At 64.3% G+C, this 18,041-nt stretch carries 19 protein-coding genes; 6 read left to right on the top strand and 13 right to left on the bottom strand.

Going from position 1 to position 18,041, the window contains the following annotated elements:
• Positions 1 to 8: 8 nt before the first annotated feature.
• From ACYQ4T_RS10610 to ehuB, 5 genes are all read right to left on the bottom strand, one after another.
• A complete protein-coding gene (locus tag ACYQ4T_RS10610) occupies positions 9 to 701 on the bottom strand; it encodes a GntR family transcriptional regulator (RefSeq protein WP_459853524.1) in 693 nt (230 codons plus the stop codon).
• On the bottom strand, positions 698 to 1,489 hold the full coding sequence (gene ehuA / locus ACYQ4T_RS10615; protein ID WP_459853527.1) for an ectoine/hydroxyectoine ABC transporter ATP-binding protein EhuA: 792 nt from the start codon (positions 1,487 to 1,489) through the stop codon (positions 698 to 700). Before ehuA ends, ACYQ4T_RS10610 begins: the two co-directional genes overlap by 4 nt.
• Positions 1,486 to 2,145 (bottom strand): ectoine/hydroxyectoine ABC transporter permease subunit EhuD, encoded by a 660-nt coding sequence (gene ehuD / locus ACYQ4T_RS10620; protein WP_459853530.1) that lies wholly within the window; start codon positions 2,143 to 2,145, stop codon positions 1,486 to 1,488. Before ehuD ends, ehuA begins: the two co-directional genes overlap by 4 nt.
• 3 nt (positions 2,146 to 2,148) lie before the next feature.
• Positions 2,149 to 2,874 (bottom strand): ectoine/hydroxyectoine ABC transporter permease subunit EhuC, encoded by a 726-nt coding sequence (ehuC, locus tag ACYQ4T_RS10625; protein WP_459853532.1) that lies wholly within the window; start codon positions 2,872 to 2,874, stop codon positions 2,149 to 2,151.
• A gap of 71 nt (positions 2,875 to 2,945) precedes the next feature.
• Positions 2,946 to 3,824: an ectoine/hydroxyectoine ABC transporter substrate-binding protein EhuB gene (gene ehuB, locus ACYQ4T_RS10630; RefSeq protein ID WP_459853534.1), complete on the bottom strand. Its 879-nt coding sequence runs from the start codon at positions 3,822 to 3,824 to the stop codon at positions 2,946 to 2,948.
• 208 nt (positions 3,825 to 4,032) lie between these two features.
• On the opposite strand from ehuB, the gene eutB reads away from it, so the two are divergent.
• The 5 genes from eutB to ACYQ4T_RS10655 all read left to right on the top strand — a co-directional run bounded on the left by eutB (position 4,033) and on the right by ACYQ4T_RS10655 (position 8,901).
• Positions 4,033 to 5,043 carry a hydroxyectoine utilization dehydratase EutB gene (eutB, locus tag ACYQ4T_RS10635; protein ID WP_459853537.1) on the top strand — a complete coding sequence of 337 codons (1,011 nt, stop codon included), beginning with the start codon at positions 4,033 to 4,035 and terminating at the stop codon, positions 5,041 to 5,043.
• Positions 5,044 to 5,045: 2 nt separating this feature from the next.
• Positions 5,046 to 6,029 (top strand): cyclodeaminase, encoded by a 984-nt coding sequence (locus ACYQ4T_RS10640; protein WP_459853540.1) that lies wholly within the window; start codon positions 5,046 to 5,048, stop codon positions 6,027 to 6,029.
• 15 nt (positions 6,030 to 6,044) lie between these two features.
• Positions 6,045 to 7,232, top strand: coding sequence for a M24 family metallopeptidase (locus ACYQ4T_RS10645; RefSeq protein WP_459853543.1), 1,188 nt, complete (start codon positions 6,045 to 6,047; stop codon positions 7,230 to 7,232).
• 56 nt (positions 7,233 to 7,288) lie between these two features.
• Entirely contained in the window at positions 7,289 to 8,665 is a 1,377-nt protein-coding gene (locus ACYQ4T_RS10650; RefSeq protein ID WP_459853546.1) for an aminotransferase, read from the top strand.
• A 68-nt stretch (positions 8,666 to 8,733) separates the two neighbouring features.
• Positions 8,734 to 8,901 (top strand): hypothetical protein, encoded by a 168-nt coding sequence (locus tag ACYQ4T_RS10655; protein ID WP_459853548.1) that lies wholly within the window; start codon positions 8,734 to 8,736, stop codon positions 8,899 to 8,901.
• Positions 8,902 to 9,170: 269 nt separating this feature from the next.
• Here the strand turns inward: ACYQ4T_RS10655 and ACYQ4T_RS10660 are convergent, their stop codons facing one another.
• From ACYQ4T_RS10660 to araD, 7 genes are all read right to left on the bottom strand, one after another.
• A complete protein-coding gene (locus ACYQ4T_RS10660; RefSeq protein ID WP_459853550.1) occupies positions 9,171 to 9,965 on the bottom strand; it encodes an ABC transporter permease in 795 nt (264 codons plus the stop codon).
• The gene (locus tag ACYQ4T_RS10665; protein WP_459853553.1) at positions 9,962 to 10,831 is read right to left on the bottom strand and encodes an ABC transporter permease; all 870 of its coding nucleotides are present in this window, start codon (positions 10,829 to 10,831) and stop codon (positions 9,962 to 9,964) included. The genes ACYQ4T_RS10660 and ACYQ4T_RS10665 overlap by 4 nt, the downstream gene beginning before the upstream one ends.
• Entirely contained in the window at positions 10,828 to 11,877 is a 1,050-nt protein-coding gene (locus ACYQ4T_RS10670) for an ABC transporter ATP-binding protein (RefSeq protein WP_459853555.1), read from the bottom strand. The genes ACYQ4T_RS10665 and ACYQ4T_RS10670 overlap by 4 nt, the downstream gene beginning before the upstream one ends.
• A gap of 65 nt (positions 11,878 to 11,942) precedes the next feature.
• Complete coding sequence (locus ACYQ4T_RS10675) at positions 11,943 to 12,980, bottom strand: ABC transporter substrate-binding protein (RefSeq protein ID WP_459853558.1); 1,038 nt, start codon at positions 12,978 to 12,980, stop codon at positions 11,943 to 11,945.
• 45 nt (positions 12,981 to 13,025) lie between these two features.
• Positions 13,026 to 14,036 carry an AraD1 family protein gene (gene araD1 / locus ACYQ4T_RS10680; protein ID WP_459853561.1) on the bottom strand — a complete coding sequence of 337 codons (1,011 nt, stop codon included), beginning with the start codon at positions 14,034 to 14,036 and terminating at the stop codon, positions 13,026 to 13,028.
• On the bottom strand, positions 14,033 to 14,824 hold the full coding sequence (locus ACYQ4T_RS10685; protein ID WP_459853564.1) for an SDR family NAD(P)-dependent oxidoreductase: 792 nt from the start codon (positions 14,822 to 14,824) through the stop codon (positions 14,033 to 14,035). Before ACYQ4T_RS10685 ends, araD1 begins: the two co-directional genes overlap by 4 nt.
• The gene (gene araD / locus ACYQ4T_RS10690) at positions 14,821 to 16,551 is read right to left on the bottom strand and encodes an L-arabinonate dehydratase (RefSeq protein ID WP_459853567.1); all 1,731 of its coding nucleotides are present in this window, start codon (positions 16,549 to 16,551) and stop codon (positions 14,821 to 14,823) included. Before araD ends, ACYQ4T_RS10685 begins: the two co-directional genes overlap by 4 nt.
• Positions 16,552 to 16,660: 109 nt before the next feature.
• On the opposite strand from araD, the gene ACYQ4T_RS10695 reads away from it, so the two are divergent.
• Positions 16,661 to 17,473 carry an IclR family transcriptional regulator gene (locus ACYQ4T_RS10695; protein WP_459853570.1) on the top strand — a complete coding sequence of 271 codons (813 nt, stop codon included), beginning with the start codon at positions 16,661 to 16,663 and terminating at the stop codon, positions 17,471 to 17,473.
• A 255-nt stretch (positions 17,474 to 17,728) separates the two neighbouring features.
• On the opposite strand, the gene ACYQ4T_RS10700 is transcribed toward ACYQ4T_RS10695, so the two are convergent.
• Positions 17,729 to 17,983: a hypothetical protein gene (locus ACYQ4T_RS10700; protein WP_459853573.1), complete on the bottom strand. Its 255-nt coding sequence runs from the start codon at positions 17,981 to 17,983 to the stop codon at positions 17,729 to 17,731.
• Positions 17,984 to 18,041 lie beyond the last annotated feature (58 nt).

Consider the following 18,041-nt stretch of genomic DNA (forward strand, 5'->3'; position numbering starts at 1 on the left):
CGGAATACTCAGTGGGACTTGCGGTCGGGATACTGCTTCATGCGCTGGACGCTCATGGAGATGTGGCTGCGGCGGATATGGCCGACCGCCTCGAGGTCGCCGAGCTCCATCGCCGCCAGGATGTCGGCCACCTCGCGGCGGAAGACGATGATCTCGTCCTTGAAGTTGAGATGCGGCACCGATTTCAGCCAGATCCGCGTGGTGAGATAATAGAGTCGCTCGGAAATCTCGCGTAAGGGCGCGTTGCCGATCATCGCGCTCAGCTCCTGGAAGAAATCCATGTTGAGCTGGGCCACGGATTTGGCATCCGGCGCCTTGTTCTCGTCGCAGCGCGCCAGGATCTTGCGCACGCGCGCGAGATCGGCCGGGCTGCGCGGGATCGGGTCGAGCTTGCCGATCAATTCGGCCAGCTCCATGCGCAACTGGTAGACCTGGGACAAGGCGTCGATATCGACGTCGGTCACGAAAGTGCCGACACCGTGGCGGCTCTCCAGCAGGCCTTCGCTCTCCAGGCGCGACAGCACGCGGCGGATCGGCGTCCGGGAGACCTCGAACTCGCGCGCCAGTTCTTCCTCGCCGAGGCGTTCGCCGGGCTGGTATTCGAGCAGGCAGATGCGGTCGCGGATCGTCTTGTAGATCCGCTCGAACCGCCCGCGCGACATGCTGAGCGGCCGATCCTGGTTGTCGTCGAGCGGGTTCATACCGAATCCATCACCGCGCGCAGGAACTGTTTCGTGCGTTCGTTTTGCGGCGCGGCGAACAGCTGTTGCGGCTCGCCCTGCTCGCAGATCTTGCCCTGGTAGAAGAAGCAGACCCGGTCGGCGAATTCCTTGGCGAAACCCATCTGGTGCGTCACCATCAGCATGGTCAGGTCGTGCTCGCTCCCCAATTTGCGGATTACCTGCAGCACCTCGCCGCAGAGCTCCGGATCCAAGGCCGAGGTCACCTCGTCGAACAGCATCACCTTCGGCCGCATGGCGAGCGCCCTTGCGATGGCGACTCGCTGCTGCTGGCCGCCGGAAAGCTGTGCCGGATAGTGCCCCTTCTTGTCGGCCAAGCCTACCATATCCAGCAGCTCGGCGGCGCGCTCTTCCGCCTCGCGCTTCTTCATGCCGAGCACGGTGACCGGCGCCTCCATGCAATTGGCGAGCGCGTTCATATGCGGGAAGAGATTGAAATGCTGGAACACCATGCCGATCTTGGACCGCACCCGCCGGAGGTGCTTCGGGTCCGCCGGCGCCATGCCGCCGCCCTTCTGCATATGGGTCATCGGTTCGCCGTCGACCCAGATCACCCCGCCGTCGATTCGCTCCAAGGTCATCAGCATGCGGAGCACGGTGGTCTTGCCGGAACCCGAGGGACCGATGATCGCCACTTTCTCGCCGCGGCCGACCTCGAGGTTGAGATCGTCGAGCACGGTCAAGGCGCCGTAACGCTTGGTGACCTTCTCGAACCGCACCATGGGTTGATGGCCGGCGGATTCGTTCATCGCACCCTCCTGAGATTTAGGCGCCGCTCCAGCCAGCGGATACCCGCCGAGGTGACCAGGCTGAGAATGAGGAAGATCAGCCCGACGATGGTCATCGGCTCGGTGTAGCGGAAATTCTCGGTGCCGAGATTCTTCGCAGTCTGTACCAGTTCCAGCACCGCGATCGCGGAGAGCAGCGGCGTATCCTTGAACAGCGCCACCAGATAGTTGCCTAGCGCCGGCACGATCGGCGGGATCGCCTGGGGCAGGACGATGTTCTTGAAGGTGTTCCAGCTGCTCAAGTTGAGCGCGGTGCAGGCCTCCCATTGCCCGCGCGGCACGGCTTCCAGCCCGGCGCGGTAGACTTCGGAGCAATAGCAGGCGTAGTGCACGCTGAGCGCGATGATGCCGGCGGTGAAGGCGTCCAGCGTGATGCCGAAGCGCGGCAATACGAAGTAGATGAAGAAGATCTGGATCAGGAGGGGGGTCGAGCGCACGAACTCCACGAAGGCGGCGGTGAGCCAGCCGACCACCGGGCCGCTCATCCGCATGATCGCCAGGATGAGGCCGAGGATCGCGGCGATGATGAAGCCGAGGAATGTTGCCTCGATAGTGACGATGGCGGCCCTGGCGAGGATCGGCAGAACTTCGAGCGCGTAGTCCCATCTCCAATCCATGGCCTATCCCCTCCCCCGCGCCATGCCGCGCGTCGCCCGCCGCTCGACCCAGCGCATGAAGATGGTGATGCAGAGCGAAACCACGAGATAGAGCAGCAGCGCCAGGGTGAAGATCGGGATGGTCTGCATCGTGGTGTCGTTCATGGTCTTCGCCTTGAACGTGAGGTCGGTCATTGTGATGGTCGAGACCAGCGCCGTGGATTTCAGTAGCTCGATGAAGAGATTGCCCCAGGGCGGGATCATCGCGACCAGAGCCTGGGGCAGGATGATCCGGCGCAAGGCCTGGACCCGCGTCATGTTGAGCGCGGTCGTCGCCTCCCATTGTCCGCGGGTAACGCCCTGGATCGCACCGCGCACAACCTCGGCGCCATAGGCACCGACGTTGAGGCCGAGGGTGACCACCGCCACGGTGAAGGCTTCGAAGTTGAGGCCGAAACCGGGCAGGACGAAGAAAGTCCAGAACAGCTGGACCAGCGCCGAGGTGCCGCGGAAGAACTCGATATAGCCGATCGCCAGCCAGCGCAGCGGCTTCGTTCCGTAGAGCGTGGCCAGCGCGGAGAGGGTCGCCATGACGACGGCGATCACGCAGCCGACCGCGGTGATTTGCAGGGTCAGCCACAGGCCTTCCATGAGGCCGGGCATGAAGATCGCGTTGCCGCCGCTCAAAGCCAGCGCCGCGATCGCGAGCACCGCCGCCACCAGCATGGCGGCCAGCGAGGGGATACCCATGGCGCGCCTTTTCTAGAGAAACGCGGGGCGGATCCAGGGGAGAACGACCGGAACCGCCCCGACGCGGGAGGCTATTCGCCCTTGCAGAGCTGATCCATGGTCTTGTTCGGCAGGTAGTCCTTGCCGAACCCGATCGGCGTCACCAGGGCGATATGCTCGGGCGAGCCGATGAACTTCTTCAGCTCGGCATTGAAGGCCTCGTAGAGATCCTTGTCTTCCTTGCGGAAGCCGAAGCCGCCATGGCCCTTCACCGACTTGCCGGCGACCTCGCCGAACGGCGTCGTCGACTCGACGCCCTCGCCCTTCTTCGCCATGTCGGCGATCGAAAGCGCGGTCAGCGAGGCGGCGTCGGCGCGGCCGGACTGCACCGCCTGCAGCAGGCTCGACTGATCGGGCAGCATGACGAGCTGGCTCTCCGGGACACCGGCATCCTTGGCGTAGCCGACCTCGACCGCGCCGGACATCACCGCCAGCTTCAGGTCCGGGTTGTCCTTGATCGAGGCATAGTCCTTGATGCCCTTGGGATCGCCGGCCTTCACCAGCATGGCTTGGCCGATGCCGTAGGACGGTTCCGAGAAGGCGATCTCGGCGCAGCGCTTCGGGTTGATGAACATGCCGGCGGCGATGATGTCGAAGCGGCCGGCCTTGAGCCCCGGGATCAGCGAGCCGAACTCGGTCAGCACGCCATCGACCTGGGGAATTCCGATCTTCGCCAGCACGGCTTTCGCGACTTCCGGCGCCTCGCCGGTCAATTTTCCATCCGGCGTCGCATAGCCGAAGGGCGCCTCGTTGGCGAAGCCGATACGGATGAATCCGTTCGCCTTGGCGCGCTCGAGGGTGGTTTCCGCGAAGGCGAGCCGCGACGTGCCGCCCAGAACGCCGGCGGTAGCGCCAAGACCCGCAGCGGTCAGCAACAAGCCGCGCCGCGTCAGCTTCATATTCTGGTTCATGCCTGACCTCCTCTGTTGCCTGGCCGGAAGTTTCTGCTGTTTCGAACGCCGGGAGGGCCGGACCAGCAAACCTTCCCGAAATCTTCTTCTTGGCTTGTTGTATACAACTTATCTTTCCTTGTCGCAACCAGCGAGATAGTATCCGCTGAAACAAGATATCTTGCCGACAGGGAGGCCAAGGCGTTCCTCATGATGTGTACAATAGACCATGAGCGGACCTGACCGCGCGCCGGACCTGGCGGCGATCCGGGAGGCGGCGGCCGCGAGCGTCGGCGCCGTCCTCAGGACGCCGCTGGTGGCTTCACCCGCGCTCTCCGCAGAGGCCGGACACGAGGTGCTGCTGAAACTGGAGAGCCTGCAGGCTACCGGCGCGTTCAAGCTGCGCGGCGCGACCAACGCCATCCGGCGCTTGAGCGACGATCAGCGCCGGCGCGGCGTCGGCTGCTGCTCGACCGGCAATCACGGCCGCGCGGTCGCCGCGGCGGCGAAGAGTGCCGGCATCCGCGCGATGGTGGCGCTGTCCGCACTAGTGCCGGCGACGAAAGTGCGCGCCATCGAAGCGCTCGGCGCCGAGGTGCGGCAAGTCGGCGTCAGCCAGGACCAGGCCCAGGTCGAGATCGACCGCCTGGTGAACGAACAAGGCCTGACCGACATCCCGCCCTTCGATCATCCGGACGTCATCGCCGGCCAGGGCACGATCGCGCTCGAGCTGCTGGAAGACCGGCCGGACCTGCGCGTCATCGTGGTGCCGCTTTCCGGCGGCGGCCTCATCTCCGGCATCGCCATCGCCGCGAAGGCGCTGAAGCCGGAGATCCGCATCATCGGCGTCACGATGGAGAACGGCGCGGCGATGGTCGAGAGCCTCAAAGCCGGAAAGCCGGTCGAGGTCGAGGAAGTCGCGTCGCTGGCGGACTCGCTCGGCGGCGGCATCGGGCTGCAGAATCGATACACCTTCGAGACCTGCCGCGAGCTGGTGGACGATACGATCCTGGTGAGCGAGGCCGAGATCTACCGCGGCATGCGCTTCCTGTTCCGCGAGCAGCGGCTGGTCACCGAAGGCGGCGCCGCGGTCGGGGCGGCGGCCCTGCTCGCCGGCAAGCTGAAGCTCGACGGACCAGCCGCGTTCATCGTTAGCGGCAGCAATGTCGATCCGGACCAGTTTCTGGCGGTCGCTTCCGGCGCGGCGGTGAAGATCGGCGATCAGATCGTGAAAGGCTGAACATGCGCGACATCTTCGTCCTGACCGAGCGCGACCTGCGCGGCTGCGTGAAGCTCGACGGCACGGCGATCGACGTGGTCGAGCGGGCCTTCAAGGCACTCGCCTCCGGCAAGGTGGTGATGCCGCCGATCCTCTCCATGGACCTCCCCGAGGTGAATGGCGAGGTCGATGTGAAGACCGCCTATATCCCGAGCTTCGCCGGTTTCGCCATCAAGGTCAGCCCCGGTTTCTTCGACAACCCGAAGCGCGGCCTGCCGAGCCTCAACGGCTTGATGATCCTGTTCTCGGCCGAGACCGGTTTGGTCGATGCCCTGCTGCTGGACAACGGATACTTGACCGACGTCCGCACCGCGGCGGCGGGCGCCGTGGCGGCGCGGCACCTGGCGCCGCGCAACGTCACGACAGCGGGCGTGCTCGGCACCGGCGTGCAGGCGCGGCTGCAGATCATCGCCGCGCACCAGGTGCGGAAGTTCGAGCGGGTGCTGGTCTGGGGCCGCGACGAAGCGAAAGCCGCCGCTTGCGCCAATGACATCGCGGCGGCGATCGGCGTCGAGGCCGTCGCGACCGGCGATCCCGCGGCCCTGGTGCGCGAGAGCCAGCTCGTGGTCACGACGACGCCGGCGCGGGAGCCGATTCTCAAAGCCGAATGGCTGCATCCCGGACTGCACATCACCGCGATGGGCTCCGACCAGGCGGGCAAGAACGAGATCGATCCCGCGGCCGTGATGAAAGCCGACCTCTTCGTCTGCGACCGCATCAGCCAGAGCGAGAAGCTGGGCGAACTGCGCAGCGCGCGCGAAGCCGGGTTCAAGCCCGTGCCGCCGGAACTCGGCGAGGTCGTGGCCGGCGCCAAACCCGGGCGCCGCGCCGAGAGCGACATCACGATCTGCGATCTGACCGGCACCGGCGCGCAGGACACCGCCATCGCCACGCATGCGCTGGCCGCCGCCCGCAAGGACGGCGCCGGCGCCGTCATCCAAGCCTGAGAAAGGAAGAAAACCATGGCCGCCTTCGACAAACCCTTCACCCAGGCCGAATACGCGGCGCGGGTCGCCGATACCAAGAAGCGCATGCAGTCGGCGGGCTTCGACCTGCTGGTCTGCCAGGACCCCGCCAATATGGGGTGGCTGACCGGTTTCGCCGGCTGGTCGTTCTACGTGCCGCAATGCGTGCTGGTCCATGTCGAGGAGGAATGGCCGATCTGGTTCGGCCGCGCCCAGGATGCGAAATGCGCGCATGTCACCACCGACCTGCCGGCGAAGAACATCGTCCCCTTCTCCGAGCGGCTGGTGCATCACCCGGTCGAGCATCCCTATGACGAGCTGGTGAAGCTGATCGAATCCCGCGGCTGGAGCAAGGCGCGGATCGGCGTCGAGATGGACGCGCATTACTACACCGCGCGCTGCCATGCCCATCTCACCAAGGGCCTGCCCAACGCGAAGTTCTCTAACAACGGCGACTTGGTGAACTGGGCGCGGCTGGTGAAGTCACCGGCGGAACTGAAGCTGATGCGCGAGGCCGGCAAGGTCTGCACCGAGGCGATGAATGCCGGCATCGCGAAGATGAAGCCCGGCGTGCCGCAGCATCATGTCGTGGCCGAGATCTACCACGCGCAAACCATGGGCGTTCCAGGCGGCGCCGGCGGCGACTACACCGCGATCTGCCCGCTGATGCCGGTGGGCGAAGGCACCAGCACGCCGCACCTCACCTGGACCGACACGCCGCTGCCCGCGGACACGCTGGTCATGCTGGAGATCGCCGGATCGCGCCGCGGCTATCACGCGCCGCTCACCCGCACGGTGCATCTCGGCAAGCCGCCCAAGGAAATGCTCGATGTCGCCAAGGTGGCGGTCGAGGGCGTCGATGCCGGTCTCGCGATGGCAAAGCCGGGCTCGACCGCTGAACAAGTGGAAGCCGCCTGGCAGGCGGTGCTCCGGCGCAACGGCCTCAGCAAGGAAAGCCGGGTCGGCTATTCCGTCGGACTCTCCTTCCCGCCGGACTGGGGCGAGCGCACGGTCAGCCTCCGCCCCGGCGACAAGACCGAGCTCCAGGCCGGCATGTGCTTCCACATCCAGGCCGGGCTCTGGCTGAAGGATTGGGGCGTCGCGATCTCGGAATCCTTCGAAGTCACCGAGAAGGGCGGCGCGCGGTTCTGCGACGTTGCCCGCGAGCTCATCGTCATCGATTGATTTAGGGTATGTTCCAGCGGCTCTAAGCCGCATCGCATTCGCAAGGGAGTTCATCAATGCTGCGCAACGACCAGCTCGACCAGTGGGATCGCTCGGCCTTCTTCCACCCCTCGACCCATCTTTGGCAGTTCGCGCGCGGCGAGATGCCTAACCGGATCGTCAGGACCGGCAAGGGCGTCTATATCCAGGACCGCGACGGCAACAAGCTGCTCGATGCCTTCGCCGGGCTCTATTGCGTCAATGTCGGCTACGGCCGCAGCGAGATCGCCGAGGCGATCGCGAAGCAAGCGAAGGAGCTCGCCTATTACCACGCCTATGTCGGCCACGGCACCGAGGTCTCGATCACCCTCGCGCACATGATCCTGGAGCGCGCGCCGAAGAACATGTCGAAGGTCTATTTCGGCCTCGGCGGATCGGACGCCAACGAGACCAACGTCAAGCTGATCTGGTACTACAACAACATCCTCGGCCGGCCGAACAAGAAGAAGATCATCTCGCGCTGGCGCGGCTATCACGGCTCCGGGCTGATGACCGGGTCGCTGACCGGGCTCGAACTGTTCCACAAGAAGTTCGATCTGCCGCTTGCGCAGGTGATCCATACCGAGGCGCCCTACTACTTCCGCCGCCCCGATGCGGCAATGTCAGAGGAACAGTTCTCCGCCCATTGCGCCAAGAAGCTGGAGGAGCTGATCGCGCAGGAGGGCGCGGAGAACATCGCTGCCTTCATCGGCGAGCCGGTGCTCGGCACCGGCGGCATCGTGCCGCCGCCGAAAGGCTATTGGGCGGCGATCCAGACTGTCCTGAAGAAGCACGACATCCTGCTGATCGCCGACGAGGTGGTGACCGGCTTCGGCCGACTGGGCTCGATGTTCGGTTCCGACCACTACGGGATCGAGCCGGACTTCATCACCATCGCCAAGGGCCTGACTTCGGCCTATGCGCCGCTTTCGGGTTCGATCGTCTCCAAGCGGGTCTGGGAAGTGCTGGAGCGCGGCACCGACGAGCTGGGGCCGATCGGCCATGGCTGGACCTATTCCGCACACCCGATCGGCGCCGCGGCCGGCGTCGCCAATCTCAAGCTTGTGGACGACCTCGGCCTCATCAAGAATGCCGAGGAAACCGGCGCCTATTTCCTGAAAAGCCTGCGCGACGCAATCGGCGACCATCCGATGGTCGGCGACGTACGCGGCGAAGGCCTGCTGGCTGCGATCGAGTTCGTCGAGGACAGGGCCGCCCGCAAGCTGTTCGATCCGGCGAAGAAGGTCGGACCGCAGATCGCCGCGGCGCTGGCGAAGCGCAATGTCATCGGCCGCGCGATGCCGCAGGGCGACATCCTCGGCTTCGCGCCGCCGCTCTGCCTCTCCCGCGGCGAGGCCGATATCGTGGTCTCCGCCGCGACCGAGGCGGTAAGAGAAGTCGCGAAGCATCTCTGACCGCCTTCCGGAAACCGGACCCCTCGGCAATATGCCGTCGGGGATTTTGGCGGAAGGAATGAGCAGCCGTGCATAAAGAAGCCTTCGTGATGGCGGTCTACAGCGACTTCGCCGGCCGGTTACGCGGCAAGGGATTTCCCGTGCGCGAGATCAAGGAACGCTGGAAGAAGGGCGTCGGCTGGACGTCGACCAACGTCATGATCATCCCGGCGACGCCTTGGGGCGCCTCCGGGTGAGAGTCAAATAGAGCGAGATCACCGAGACGCAGTGTTCCGCGCGATTCTTGATGCATCAGAGAGAACAATTCAGCTAAAGAAACCATCGTCCGCTAGTTGCGCCAGTGAAGTGACTGAGTCAGCTATGCGCCAGAAGCCGACATCGCACTATGCCGCAACATGTGGATCACACGACGCGAGCGGCAAATTGGTCTCTTGCCTTCTGGTGGAGAATGTCGCGCGTTGCCGCCCTCTTGCGTCGAGCTCAGAAGTGAGCTGCCCAGACAGGATCACGCGCCAGCCAGATCCTTGGGAATGAGATAGCGTGCAGCGATCAGCACCAGCACCGTGGTCAGCGCCAGGATGATGGCCACCAGCGCATTGATGTCCGGCGTGAAGCCCAGCCGCATCATCGCCCAGAGCCGCAAGGGCAGCGTGTTCTGCGTCCCGGTCACGAGCAGCGTGATCATGGTCTCGTCGAAGGAGAGCGCGAAGGCCAAGACACCGGCACCGATCAGGGCACTCTTCAAATTCGGCAGCAGCACATAAAAGAAGGTCTGCGGCGCGCTGGCGCCAAGGTCGTAGGAGGCTTCGATCATGCTGAAGCCTATCCCCTGCAGCCGCACCAGGATGGTGCGATAGACCAGGGCGAGCACGAAGACCGTATGGCCGATGATGATGGTCAGTATCGACCGGTCGATATCCACCTCGCGGAAGAAGATCAGCAGTGAGAGGCCCGAGATGATCGGCGGCATCAGGAACGGCAGGAAGACGATAAACTGCAGCAACGCCCGTGACCGCGACTTGCCGCTGTTGCAATGGAGCGCGATGACCGTGCCCAGCACCAAAGAAGCCGCCACGGCCGAGAGCCCCACGATGAAGGTGTTCTCGACCGCCTCGATGACGCCTTCATTCTCGATCAGCTTGCCATAGGCATCGAGATTCATCTGGCTCCAATCGACCGAGCCGTATTTTACGGTAAAGAACGAGGTCACGATCGGAATGAAGATCGGTCCATAAAGCAGAATGAAGACCAGCAGCGTCACGCCTGACAGCATCAGAGTCGCGAACGGATGGCGTTTCATCGTTGTACCGCCGCCTTCTCGGCCCCAAACCGCGCGCCGACCACGATCGCGACAATCACCAGCGCCGCCAGGATCACGCTCAAGGCGGAGCCGAACGGCCAATTGAAGGCGGTGCCGAACTGGCTGTAGATGATCCGGCCGAAGGTGAAGCCGCTCTGCCCGCCTACCATCTGGGGCGTCAGGAAATCGCCGATCGCCAGCACGAAGACGAAGGTCGCGGCGCTGATCACGCCGGGCAGGCTCAAGGGGAGGATCACCCGGAAAAAGGTCTGCCGGTTGGAGCCGCCGAGGTCGGCCGAGGCCTCCAGCAGGTTGCGCGGAATCCGCTCCAGGGAGAGAAAGATGGGCAGGATCGCGAAGGGCAACAACAGCGCCGTCAAGGTCAACAGCACGGCATTCAAGTTGAACACGAAGAAAGTCAACGGCTGATCGATGATCCCGAGCGCGATCAAGGTCCGGTTCAGGAACCCGTTGCCGCCGAGGATGCTGCGGATCGCGTACATCTTGATGATGTAGCTCATCAGCAGCGGCACCAGGAGGAGCATCAGCAAGGTGTATTTCTTCCGCCCCCTGAGGCCGGAGAGGAAATAAGCGACCGGATAGCCGAAGGCGATGCAAAGCCCCGCCACTTGCAGGCACAGCACCACGGTTTGCCGCAGCACCGGGATATAGATCTCATCGTTGAAGAAGCGGTGGTAGTTCACCAAGGTCAGGTCGTAATGCAGCTCCGTCCCCTCGACCCAGAACAGCGAGTAGACCAGGAACCCGCAAAGCGGCAGCAGGATGAAAAAGATCGGCAACCCGTAAGCCGCGAGCAATGCGACCGCCCGCAGGATCCGATCGCCGTCGATCGGTTTCGCGGTCATGCGGCGACCAACCGGCAGTCTTCAGCGCGCCAGCCGAGCTGCACGCGATCGCCGGCCTGCATCGGCGCGCCCTCGGCGCGGCTCGGCAGCTTCACCCGCAGCTTCACGCCGGCGACATCCACCACCGCCACTGTCGCAGCACCGCCGAAGCTGACACTGCTCACCTGCCCGGCGACGATCGTATCGGCATTCTCGCCGCCGATCCGGATCGCTTCCGGGCGGATCACCGCGAAGGCTCTGGCACCCGCCGGCACCGTTCCGTCCGCTGCGCAAGCCAGCGTGCCCAGCGGCGTTTCGACGCCACGATCCCGCGCAACGCCTTCGATCAGATTGTTGTCGCCGAAGAAGCGGGCGACGAACTCGGAGCGCGGCCGGTAATAGACCTCGGTCGGCGAGCCCAACTGCAGGATCTTGCCGTAGTTCATGACGCAGATCCGGTCCGCCATGGCGATCGCCTCCTCCTGGTCGTGGGTCACGAACAGGAAGGTGGTCTTGATCTCGCGGTGGATGTCCTTCAGGAACTCCTGCATCTGCTTGCGGAGTTCGACGTCGAGCGCCGCCAGCGGTTCGTCGAGGAGAATGAGACGCGGCTGGCAGATGATCGCCCGTGCCAGCGCCACGCGCTGCCGCTGCCCGCCGGAGAGTTGGGCGGGATAGCGGCCGGCGAAGGAACCCAGCTGCACCAGATCCAGCACCTCGCCGACCCGCTGCTTGGTGAGCGCGCTCGCTGTGCCGCGCACCTTCAGGCCATAGCCGACATTCCCGGCCACGGTCATATGCGGGAACAAGGCGTAATCCTGAAACACCGTGTTGAACGGCCGCCGGTTTATCGGGTCCTGCGCGATGTTTCGGCCGTCGAGCAGGATCGCCCCGCTGTCCGGCTGGGTGAACCCGCCGATCATCCTGAGGATCGTGGTCTTGCCCGAACCGGACGGACCCAGGATGGTGATGAACTCCCCGTCCTCGACCGCAAGGTCGATCTGCTCCAGCACCTTGGTCGCGCCGAACGCCTTGCCGACCCCTTTCAGCTCCAGAAGAACCGCCATCGCCCCCCCAAAATCGAACCGGCCCGCCCCCGCGTCAGGAGACGGGCCGGCCAGAACACTCTACCCTACTGCGCGGCTTTGATCTCGTTCCAGAGGTCGGCCCGCTTGGTCGGATCCTCGACCGTCTCGACATAGACCAGTTTGTCGTCCGGCTTGGCATTGCTGGACGGCGCGGTGGTGCTGCCGAAGCCGGTGCGCTCGGTCAGCTGCGCCCCGATCTCCTTGGTCATCAGGAAGTTGATCCATTGCTCGGCTAGGTCCTTGTCCTGAGCGCCGACCGTGACGGCCCAGGTGTCGAGCCAGGAGAGCGCACCCTCCTTCGGATTCACGTAAGCGACATGGGCGCCGGCATCCTGCAGCGACTTCACCTGCTGCTGGCCATAGTTCGCCCAGATCAGCGCCACGTCGTTGCTCTTGTAGATCTGCGTGGCCTCATCGGCGGTGGTGTAGAAGCTCAACACATTCGGCTTCAGCTTCAGCAGCTTGTCCTTGGCCGCCGCCATCTGCTCGGGCGTGAGATGGAACGGATCCTGGACACCCTGGGTCAGGGCGGTGAAGGAAAAGTTGTGCTCGCCGTTGTCGTAGGCGAGGACCTTGCCCTTGTATTGCGGGTCCCAGAGCACTTCCATCGAGGTCGGCGGGGTCTTCACTTCATCGGTGTTGTAGATGATGCCGATGGAATCGAAGCAGAACGGCACCGCATAGAGCTGGCCGTCCCGCGTCACGCCCTTCACTTTGGTGAGGTCGTTGAAGATCGGCAGCTGGTTGGCCTTCTGGTTCGGCACCTTCGCAAGATCGATCGGCTGCACCAGCTTGGCGTCGATGTAGCGCTGCAGCTGGCCGGTGTTGACGGCCATCACATCGAAGTCTTTGCCTTCGGAGCCCTTGATCTTGGCCCAGATCTCGTCGTCGCTGCCGATGAAGACGACCTTCACGTCGGCGCCGCTCTGCTTCTCGAACTCCTTCACCCAATCGTCGTCGGCATAGCCCTGCCAAGCCAGCACGCGCAGTTCCTTCGCCATGGCCGGCGACCAGCTCGCCGCCAGGGCCGTCGCCGCCACTGCCAGAACCGGCAGAGTGGCCCGCATCACCGATTTGAACATAGTGGTCTCCTTCTCCCTGTTTGTCGTTAATCCACCGCCGGCTTATTAGAGCGGTGTCACCGTCACCAAGCCCTCATCGGGCTCCAGTTCCATGCGGTTGCGCAAGGGCTGTCCGAAGGCCGGCACGTCGATCTCGAACGTGTCGCCGACCTGCGTTTTCACACCCGCGCCATAGCTCAGCACCGCTGCACCCATGAAATAGGCGTGCAGATCGCCCGGACGCCGGAACATGCGATAGCGGAAATGGAAATGTTCCAGGTTCGCGATCGAGTGCGACATGTTCACTTCGCCCAGCAGCACTTCCTCCTGCCACAGCACCTTGCCGTCCCGGATGATGCGGGAGGCACCCTTCATATCCTGTGGCAGCTCGCCGATCATGAGCTCCGGTCCCATGGAGCAGGCGCGCAGCTTCGAATGCTGGGTATAGAGATAGTTCTGCGCCTCGGTCACATGGTCGGAGAACTCGTTGCCGAGGGTGAAACCGACCCGGCGCGGCTGCCCTTCGCCGTCCACCAGGTAGAGGCCGACGACTTCCGGCTCCTCGGCGCCGGCCAGGGCGAAGGCCGGCAGCGGCATCGGTGCCTCCGGCGCCACAATCTCGGTGCCGACGCCCTTGTAAAACCATTCCGGCTGGACGCCGATCTTGCCGGCGCCCGGCTTGCCGCCCTTCAGCCCCATGCGGAAGATCTTCATGGAATCCGATTCCGGCGCGTTGGAGCCGTGGGTCGTCACATGCATCTTGTTGCGCGCATCGGCGCTGCCGAGATGGGTCAAACCGGTCCCGGTCAGGAAGAACCGCGCCGGCTCCGGATGCTCGATCGGCGGCAAGACCTTGCCCGCCTTCAACAGCGCCAGATAGTCGACCGTCTCGTTTGCGGCCGCCGCCTTGACCAGATCGGCCAGCGGGCGCTTTTGCGCGATGGCCACCTCGGCCAGGCGAAACACGCTCTCTACGCCCTCCAGGGGGTGCGCCCGCACCCCGTCTTCCGCGACCAAGCCGACGGCGCGCTTGCCCTCCGCGGGCTTATACTGAATGAGCCGCATATTGCCGGTCATACCCAACCACCATCCACAATGAAATTCTGAGAGCTGCACATGCGGCTGTCATCCGCCGCCAGGAACAAGGCCATGCGCGCGATATCCGGTGCGAACAGCCGATCGGGCAGGCATTGCCGTTCCGCGATCTGCTTTTCGCCGGCCTCATTGAGCCAGAGCTTGACCTGCCGCTCGGTCATCACCCAGCCCGGCAGCATGCAATTGACCCGGATCCGCTCCGGCCCGAACTCGCGCGCGAGCGCCCTGGTCATGCCGGTGATCGCCGCCTTTGAGGTCACATAGGCGGGGCAATCGCCGTCGCCGACCAGCCAGGTGATCGAACCGAACATGACGATCGAGCCGCCGCCCGCATCGCGCATCATCGGCCGGACCGCTTGCGCCGCGAAGAACTGATGCCGCACGTTGACCGCCATGCGGTCGTTCCAGTAGTCGACCGTCACGTCGGCCGTGGCATGGCGATCGTCGTTTCCGGCGTTGTTGAGCAGCGCGCGGATCGGCCCGAGTTCCTTCGCCGCCTTGGCGACACAAGCCTTCAAGGCGTCGATATCCCGAAGATCGCATGGCATGAACAGCGGCTTCGGATCGCCCTTGGCGGCAATCCGCTCGGCCAGCGCCTTGGACGGCGCCTCGGCGATATCGACGAAGGCGACCTTGGCGTCCTGCGCGCAGAAATGCTCGACCAGGCTCTCGCCGATCCCGCTGCCACCCCCGGTCACGAAGACGACCCGGCCTTTGAGGCTCGGATAAACGGCGGGCTGGTCGATCAGCCCATTTTTCTCGTTGCTCAATGCGACTGACGCGGAATCGCCGCGCCCCTCTGCCCCACCAGGAAATCGAAGTCACAGCCGCGATCCGCTTGCAGCACATGGTCGACATAGAGCTGCTGATAGCCGCTCTGCATTGCATGCTGCGGTGGCGACCAATCCTTGTGCCGCGCCTCGAGCTGCTCGCGCGAGACCTCGAGCTCGAGGCGCCGCCCCGCGACGTCGAGCTCGATCCAATCGCCGTCCTTGACCAACGCCAGCGGCCCGCCAACCGCTGCTTCCGGCGCGGTGTGCAGCACCACGGTGCCATAGGCCGTCCCACTCATCCGCGCATCCGATATCCGCACCATATCGCTGACGCCCTGCTTCAGCAGCTTCTGCGGCAGGGGCATGTTGCCTACCTCGGCCATGCCGGGATAGCCGCGCGGCCCGCAATTCTTCAGCACCATGACGCTGTCCGCGGTGATGTCGAGCGCCGGATCGTCCACACGCGCGTGATAGTGCTCGATGTTCTCGAACACGACCGCGGGTCCCCGATGCTGCATCAGCTTGGGTGTCGCCGCGGATGGCTTGATCACCGCGCCACTGGGCGCAAGATTGCCGCGCAACACCGCGATTCCGCCTTGCGGCGTCAGCGGGTTGTTGAGCGGCCGGATGACCTCTTCGTTGTAGTTGGTGACGCCGTCCACCAGCTGCCCGATGGTCTTGCCGCTGACCGTCATCGCATCGAGATGCAGCGCGCCGGTCGTGCTGATCGCGCGCATCACCGCCTTCAGACCGCCGGCGTAGTAGAAATCCTCCATCAGGAACCGGCCCGAGGGCATCAGGTCGACGATGGTCGGGATGTCCCGACCCAGCCGATCCCAATCGTCCAGCGAAAGATCGACGCCGAGACGCTGCGCCACCGCGATCAAGTGGATGACGGCGTTGGTCGATCCGCCGATCGCGCCGTTGACCCGGATCGCATTCTCGAAAGCCCGTTTGGTCAGGATCTGCGACATCCGCACATCCTGGTTGACCAGCTCCACGATGCGCCTTCCCGCCAGTTGCGCGAGCACGCCGCGCCGTGCATCGACCGCGGGAATGGCCGCGTTCTCCGGCATGCCGATGCCGAGCGCTTCCACCATGCTGGCCATGGTCGAAGCCGTGCCCATGGTCATGCAGCTGCCGGCCGACCGGCTCTGCCCCTGCTCGGCCGAGAGGAAGTCCTCCAGCGACATGCGGCCGGCCTTCACGTCCTCGTGGAATTTCCAGACATGCGTCCCGGAGCCGATCTTCTGGCCGCGGAAGTCGCCGTTCAGCATCGGCCCGCCGGAAACGACGATGGTCGGGAGATCACAGCTCGCGGCCCCCATCATCAAGGCCGGCGTGGTCTTGTCGCAACCGACCAGCAGGATCACACCGTCCATCGGATTGCCGCGGATCGACTCCTCGACATCCATACTGGCGAGATTGCGGAACAGCATCGCCGTCGGGCGCATGTTGGATTCACCGGTGCTCATCACCGGGAATTCCAGCGGCAGCCCGCCCGCCTCATAGACGCCGCGCTTAACATGCTCGGCCAGGCCGCGCAGATGCGCGTTGCAAGGCGTCAGTTCGGAGAAAGTGTTGCAGATGCCGATCACCGGCTTCCCGTCGAATAGGTCGTCGGGAATGCCCTGATTCTTCATCCAGCTGCGGTGCATGAAGGCGTTCTTGCCCTCGCCGCCGAACCACGCACTGGAGCGCAGCTTCCGCCGCTCTTTTGTCATGCCACCGCCCTGCTTCGCCGCGGTTTGGAGTTTTTAGTATTACCAAACCATGTTTTGTATCGCTACACTAGATCATCCGGTGAAGGTCCGCCAAGAGGGAAGTTCGGCAATGGCGAAGCAAGACGATCAAAATGCGCAGGCCGAAGATCAGCGCTATAGGGTTCAGAGCCTCGGCCGCGGTCTTGATCTCATCGACATGGTTGCCGCACGTGGAAATGACGGAGCGCGCCTCACCGACTTGGCGCCTGAACTCGGGATGTCGAAGGCCGCTGTCTATGCCCTCCTGCAGACGCTGCTGGCGCGCGGCTTTCTGACCGATTTCAGCGAGGGTGCGAACCGGCGCTATCGTCTGGGCTTCAAGCTGGCCCTGCTCGGCGACATGGCGCTTGCAAACGTCGCCATCGCGGACATTGCGATGCCGGAACTCCGGAAACTCACCGCCGATCTCGGCATGACCTCGCGCCTGGCCATCCTTGATGACGGCTATGCCGTGGTGGTGGGCCGCGTCGATGCGCCAGGCTCCATTCGCTTTGACGCCGCCCTGGGGCGCCGGGAGATGCCGCACTGCTCGGCCGTCGGCAAAGCGCTGCTGGCCGCGATGCCGCGGGATGAAGTGCGGCGAATCCTGGAGCGCGCCGAATTGCCGAGGCGTACGCCCCGCACGATTACCGACGTGCCGCGGCTGATGAAAGACTTGGCCCTCAGCCTGGAGCGGGGCTATGCGGTGGACGATGAAGAGGACACCGAGGGCGTTGCCTGCGTCGGCTCCTTTGTGCTCGGGCGGGGCGGAGCGGTCGCCGGCGCCATCAGCGTGACCGGCTTGAAGCCCCGTGATTGGCGCACCCGCGTCGTGGAGCTGGGCGATCGGGTCAGGGAAAGTGCGAGCACCGTCTCGCGCCAGCTCGGCTATACCGGTGATTAGAGCGCTTACACACGCCTTGCTCCGCCCAGGCGCTGTGACCGGTAAGCGCCATCAGCTGCCATTACCTTGCTTTAGCAGGGAGGCCGCTTGTTTCTGCTGCTCCACTGGTACATAGCCACTAAGCCGCACCAACGAAATCGGTCCCCGCGGTCAAATTGACGTGATCCTTCATCCCTAGTCCGTCACGCCAGCGGCAACATCAGATCACCCCCATAGCCTGCTGAGCTACTCCATCCGGTCGCGCTCTTGGCAGCCTTAACCGCCCTCGCGGTTGTTGACGTCGTACTCCACGATGGTCTTTCCCCCAAATAGGAATTGAATGCACCTTAGAGGATCGAGGGTGACAGAAAGCGAGGACGGCGCGCTCGCCGTGGACTGGCGGGCGAAGGCCACGCCCTTGAAAAAGACAATGGTGTTCTTGTCGCAGTGCTGCGCCAGGAAGCGGACGACTTCGCCGTATGGGTCGCGCTGGGCTTTCAGCGAGGTCCAGTGACACGCGTGTTCCGCCACAACAACACCCTGTTTCCAATCATCGCTATTGTGATGCAGTAACGACCATTTACCATTC

This window comes from Dongia sp. agr-C8, from assembly GCF_054658695.1.

Excerpts from the sequence above, each read along its gene's own strand:
- ACYQ4T_RS10610 (WP_459853524.1), bottom strand. The coding sequence starts at position 701 with ATGAACCCGCTCGACGACAACCAGGATCGGCCGCTCAGCATGTCGCGC.
- ehuA (WP_459853527.1), bottom strand. The coding sequence starts at position 1,489 with ATGAACGAATCCGCCGGCCATCAACCCATGGTGCGGTTCGAGAAGGTC.
- ehuD (WP_459853530.1), bottom strand. The coding sequence starts at position 2,145 with ATGGATTGGAGATGGGACTACGCGCTCGAAGTTCTGCCGATCCTCGCC.
- ehuC (WP_459853532.1), bottom strand. The coding sequence starts at position 2,874 with ATGGGTATCCCCTCGCTGGCCGCCATGCTGGTGGCGGCGGTGCTCGCG.
- ehuB (WP_459853534.1), bottom strand. The coding sequence starts at position 3,824 with ATGAACCAGAATATGAAGCTGACGCGGCGCGGCTTGTTGCTGACCGCT.
- eutB (WP_459853537.1), top strand. The coding sequence starts at position 4,033 with ATGAGCGGACCTGACCGCGCGCCGGACCTGGCGGCGATCCGGGAGGCG.
- ACYQ4T_RS10640 (WP_459853540.1), top strand. The coding sequence starts at position 5,046 with ATGCGCGACATCTTCGTCCTGACCGAGCGCGACCTGCGCGGCTGCGTG.
- ACYQ4T_RS10645 (WP_459853543.1), top strand. The coding sequence starts at position 6,045 with ATGGCCGCCTTCGACAAACCCTTCACCCAGGCCGAATACGCGGCGCGG.
- ACYQ4T_RS10650 (WP_459853546.1), top strand. The coding sequence starts at position 7,289 with ATGCTGCGCAACGACCAGCTCGACCAGTGGGATCGCTCGGCCTTCTTC.
- ACYQ4T_RS10660 (WP_459853550.1), bottom strand. The coding sequence starts at position 9,965 with ATGAAACGCCATCCGTTCGCGACTCTGATGCTGTCAGGCGTGACGCTG.
- ACYQ4T_RS10665 (WP_459853553.1), bottom strand. The coding sequence starts at position 10,831 with ATGACCGCGAAACCGATCGACGGCGATCGGATCCTGCGGGCGGTCGCA.
- ACYQ4T_RS10670 (WP_459853555.1), bottom strand. The coding sequence starts at position 11,877 with ATGGCGGTTCTTCTGGAGCTGAAAGGGGTCGGCAAGGCGTTCGGCGCG.
- ACYQ4T_RS10675 (WP_459853558.1), bottom strand. The coding sequence starts at position 12,980 with ATGTTCAAATCGGTGATGCGGGCCACTCTGCCGGTTCTGGCAGTGGCG.
- araD1 (WP_459853561.1), bottom strand. The coding sequence starts at position 14,036 with ATGACCGGCAATATGCGGCTCATTCAGTATAAGCCCGCGGAGGGCAAG.
- araD (WP_459853567.1), bottom strand. The coding sequence starts at position 16,551 with ATGACAAAAGAGCGGCGGAAGCTGCGCTCCAGTGCGTGGTTCGGCGGC.
- ACYQ4T_RS10695 (WP_459853570.1), top strand. The coding sequence starts at position 16,661 with ATGGCGAAGCAAGACGATCAAAATGCGCAGGCCGAAGATCAGCGCTAT.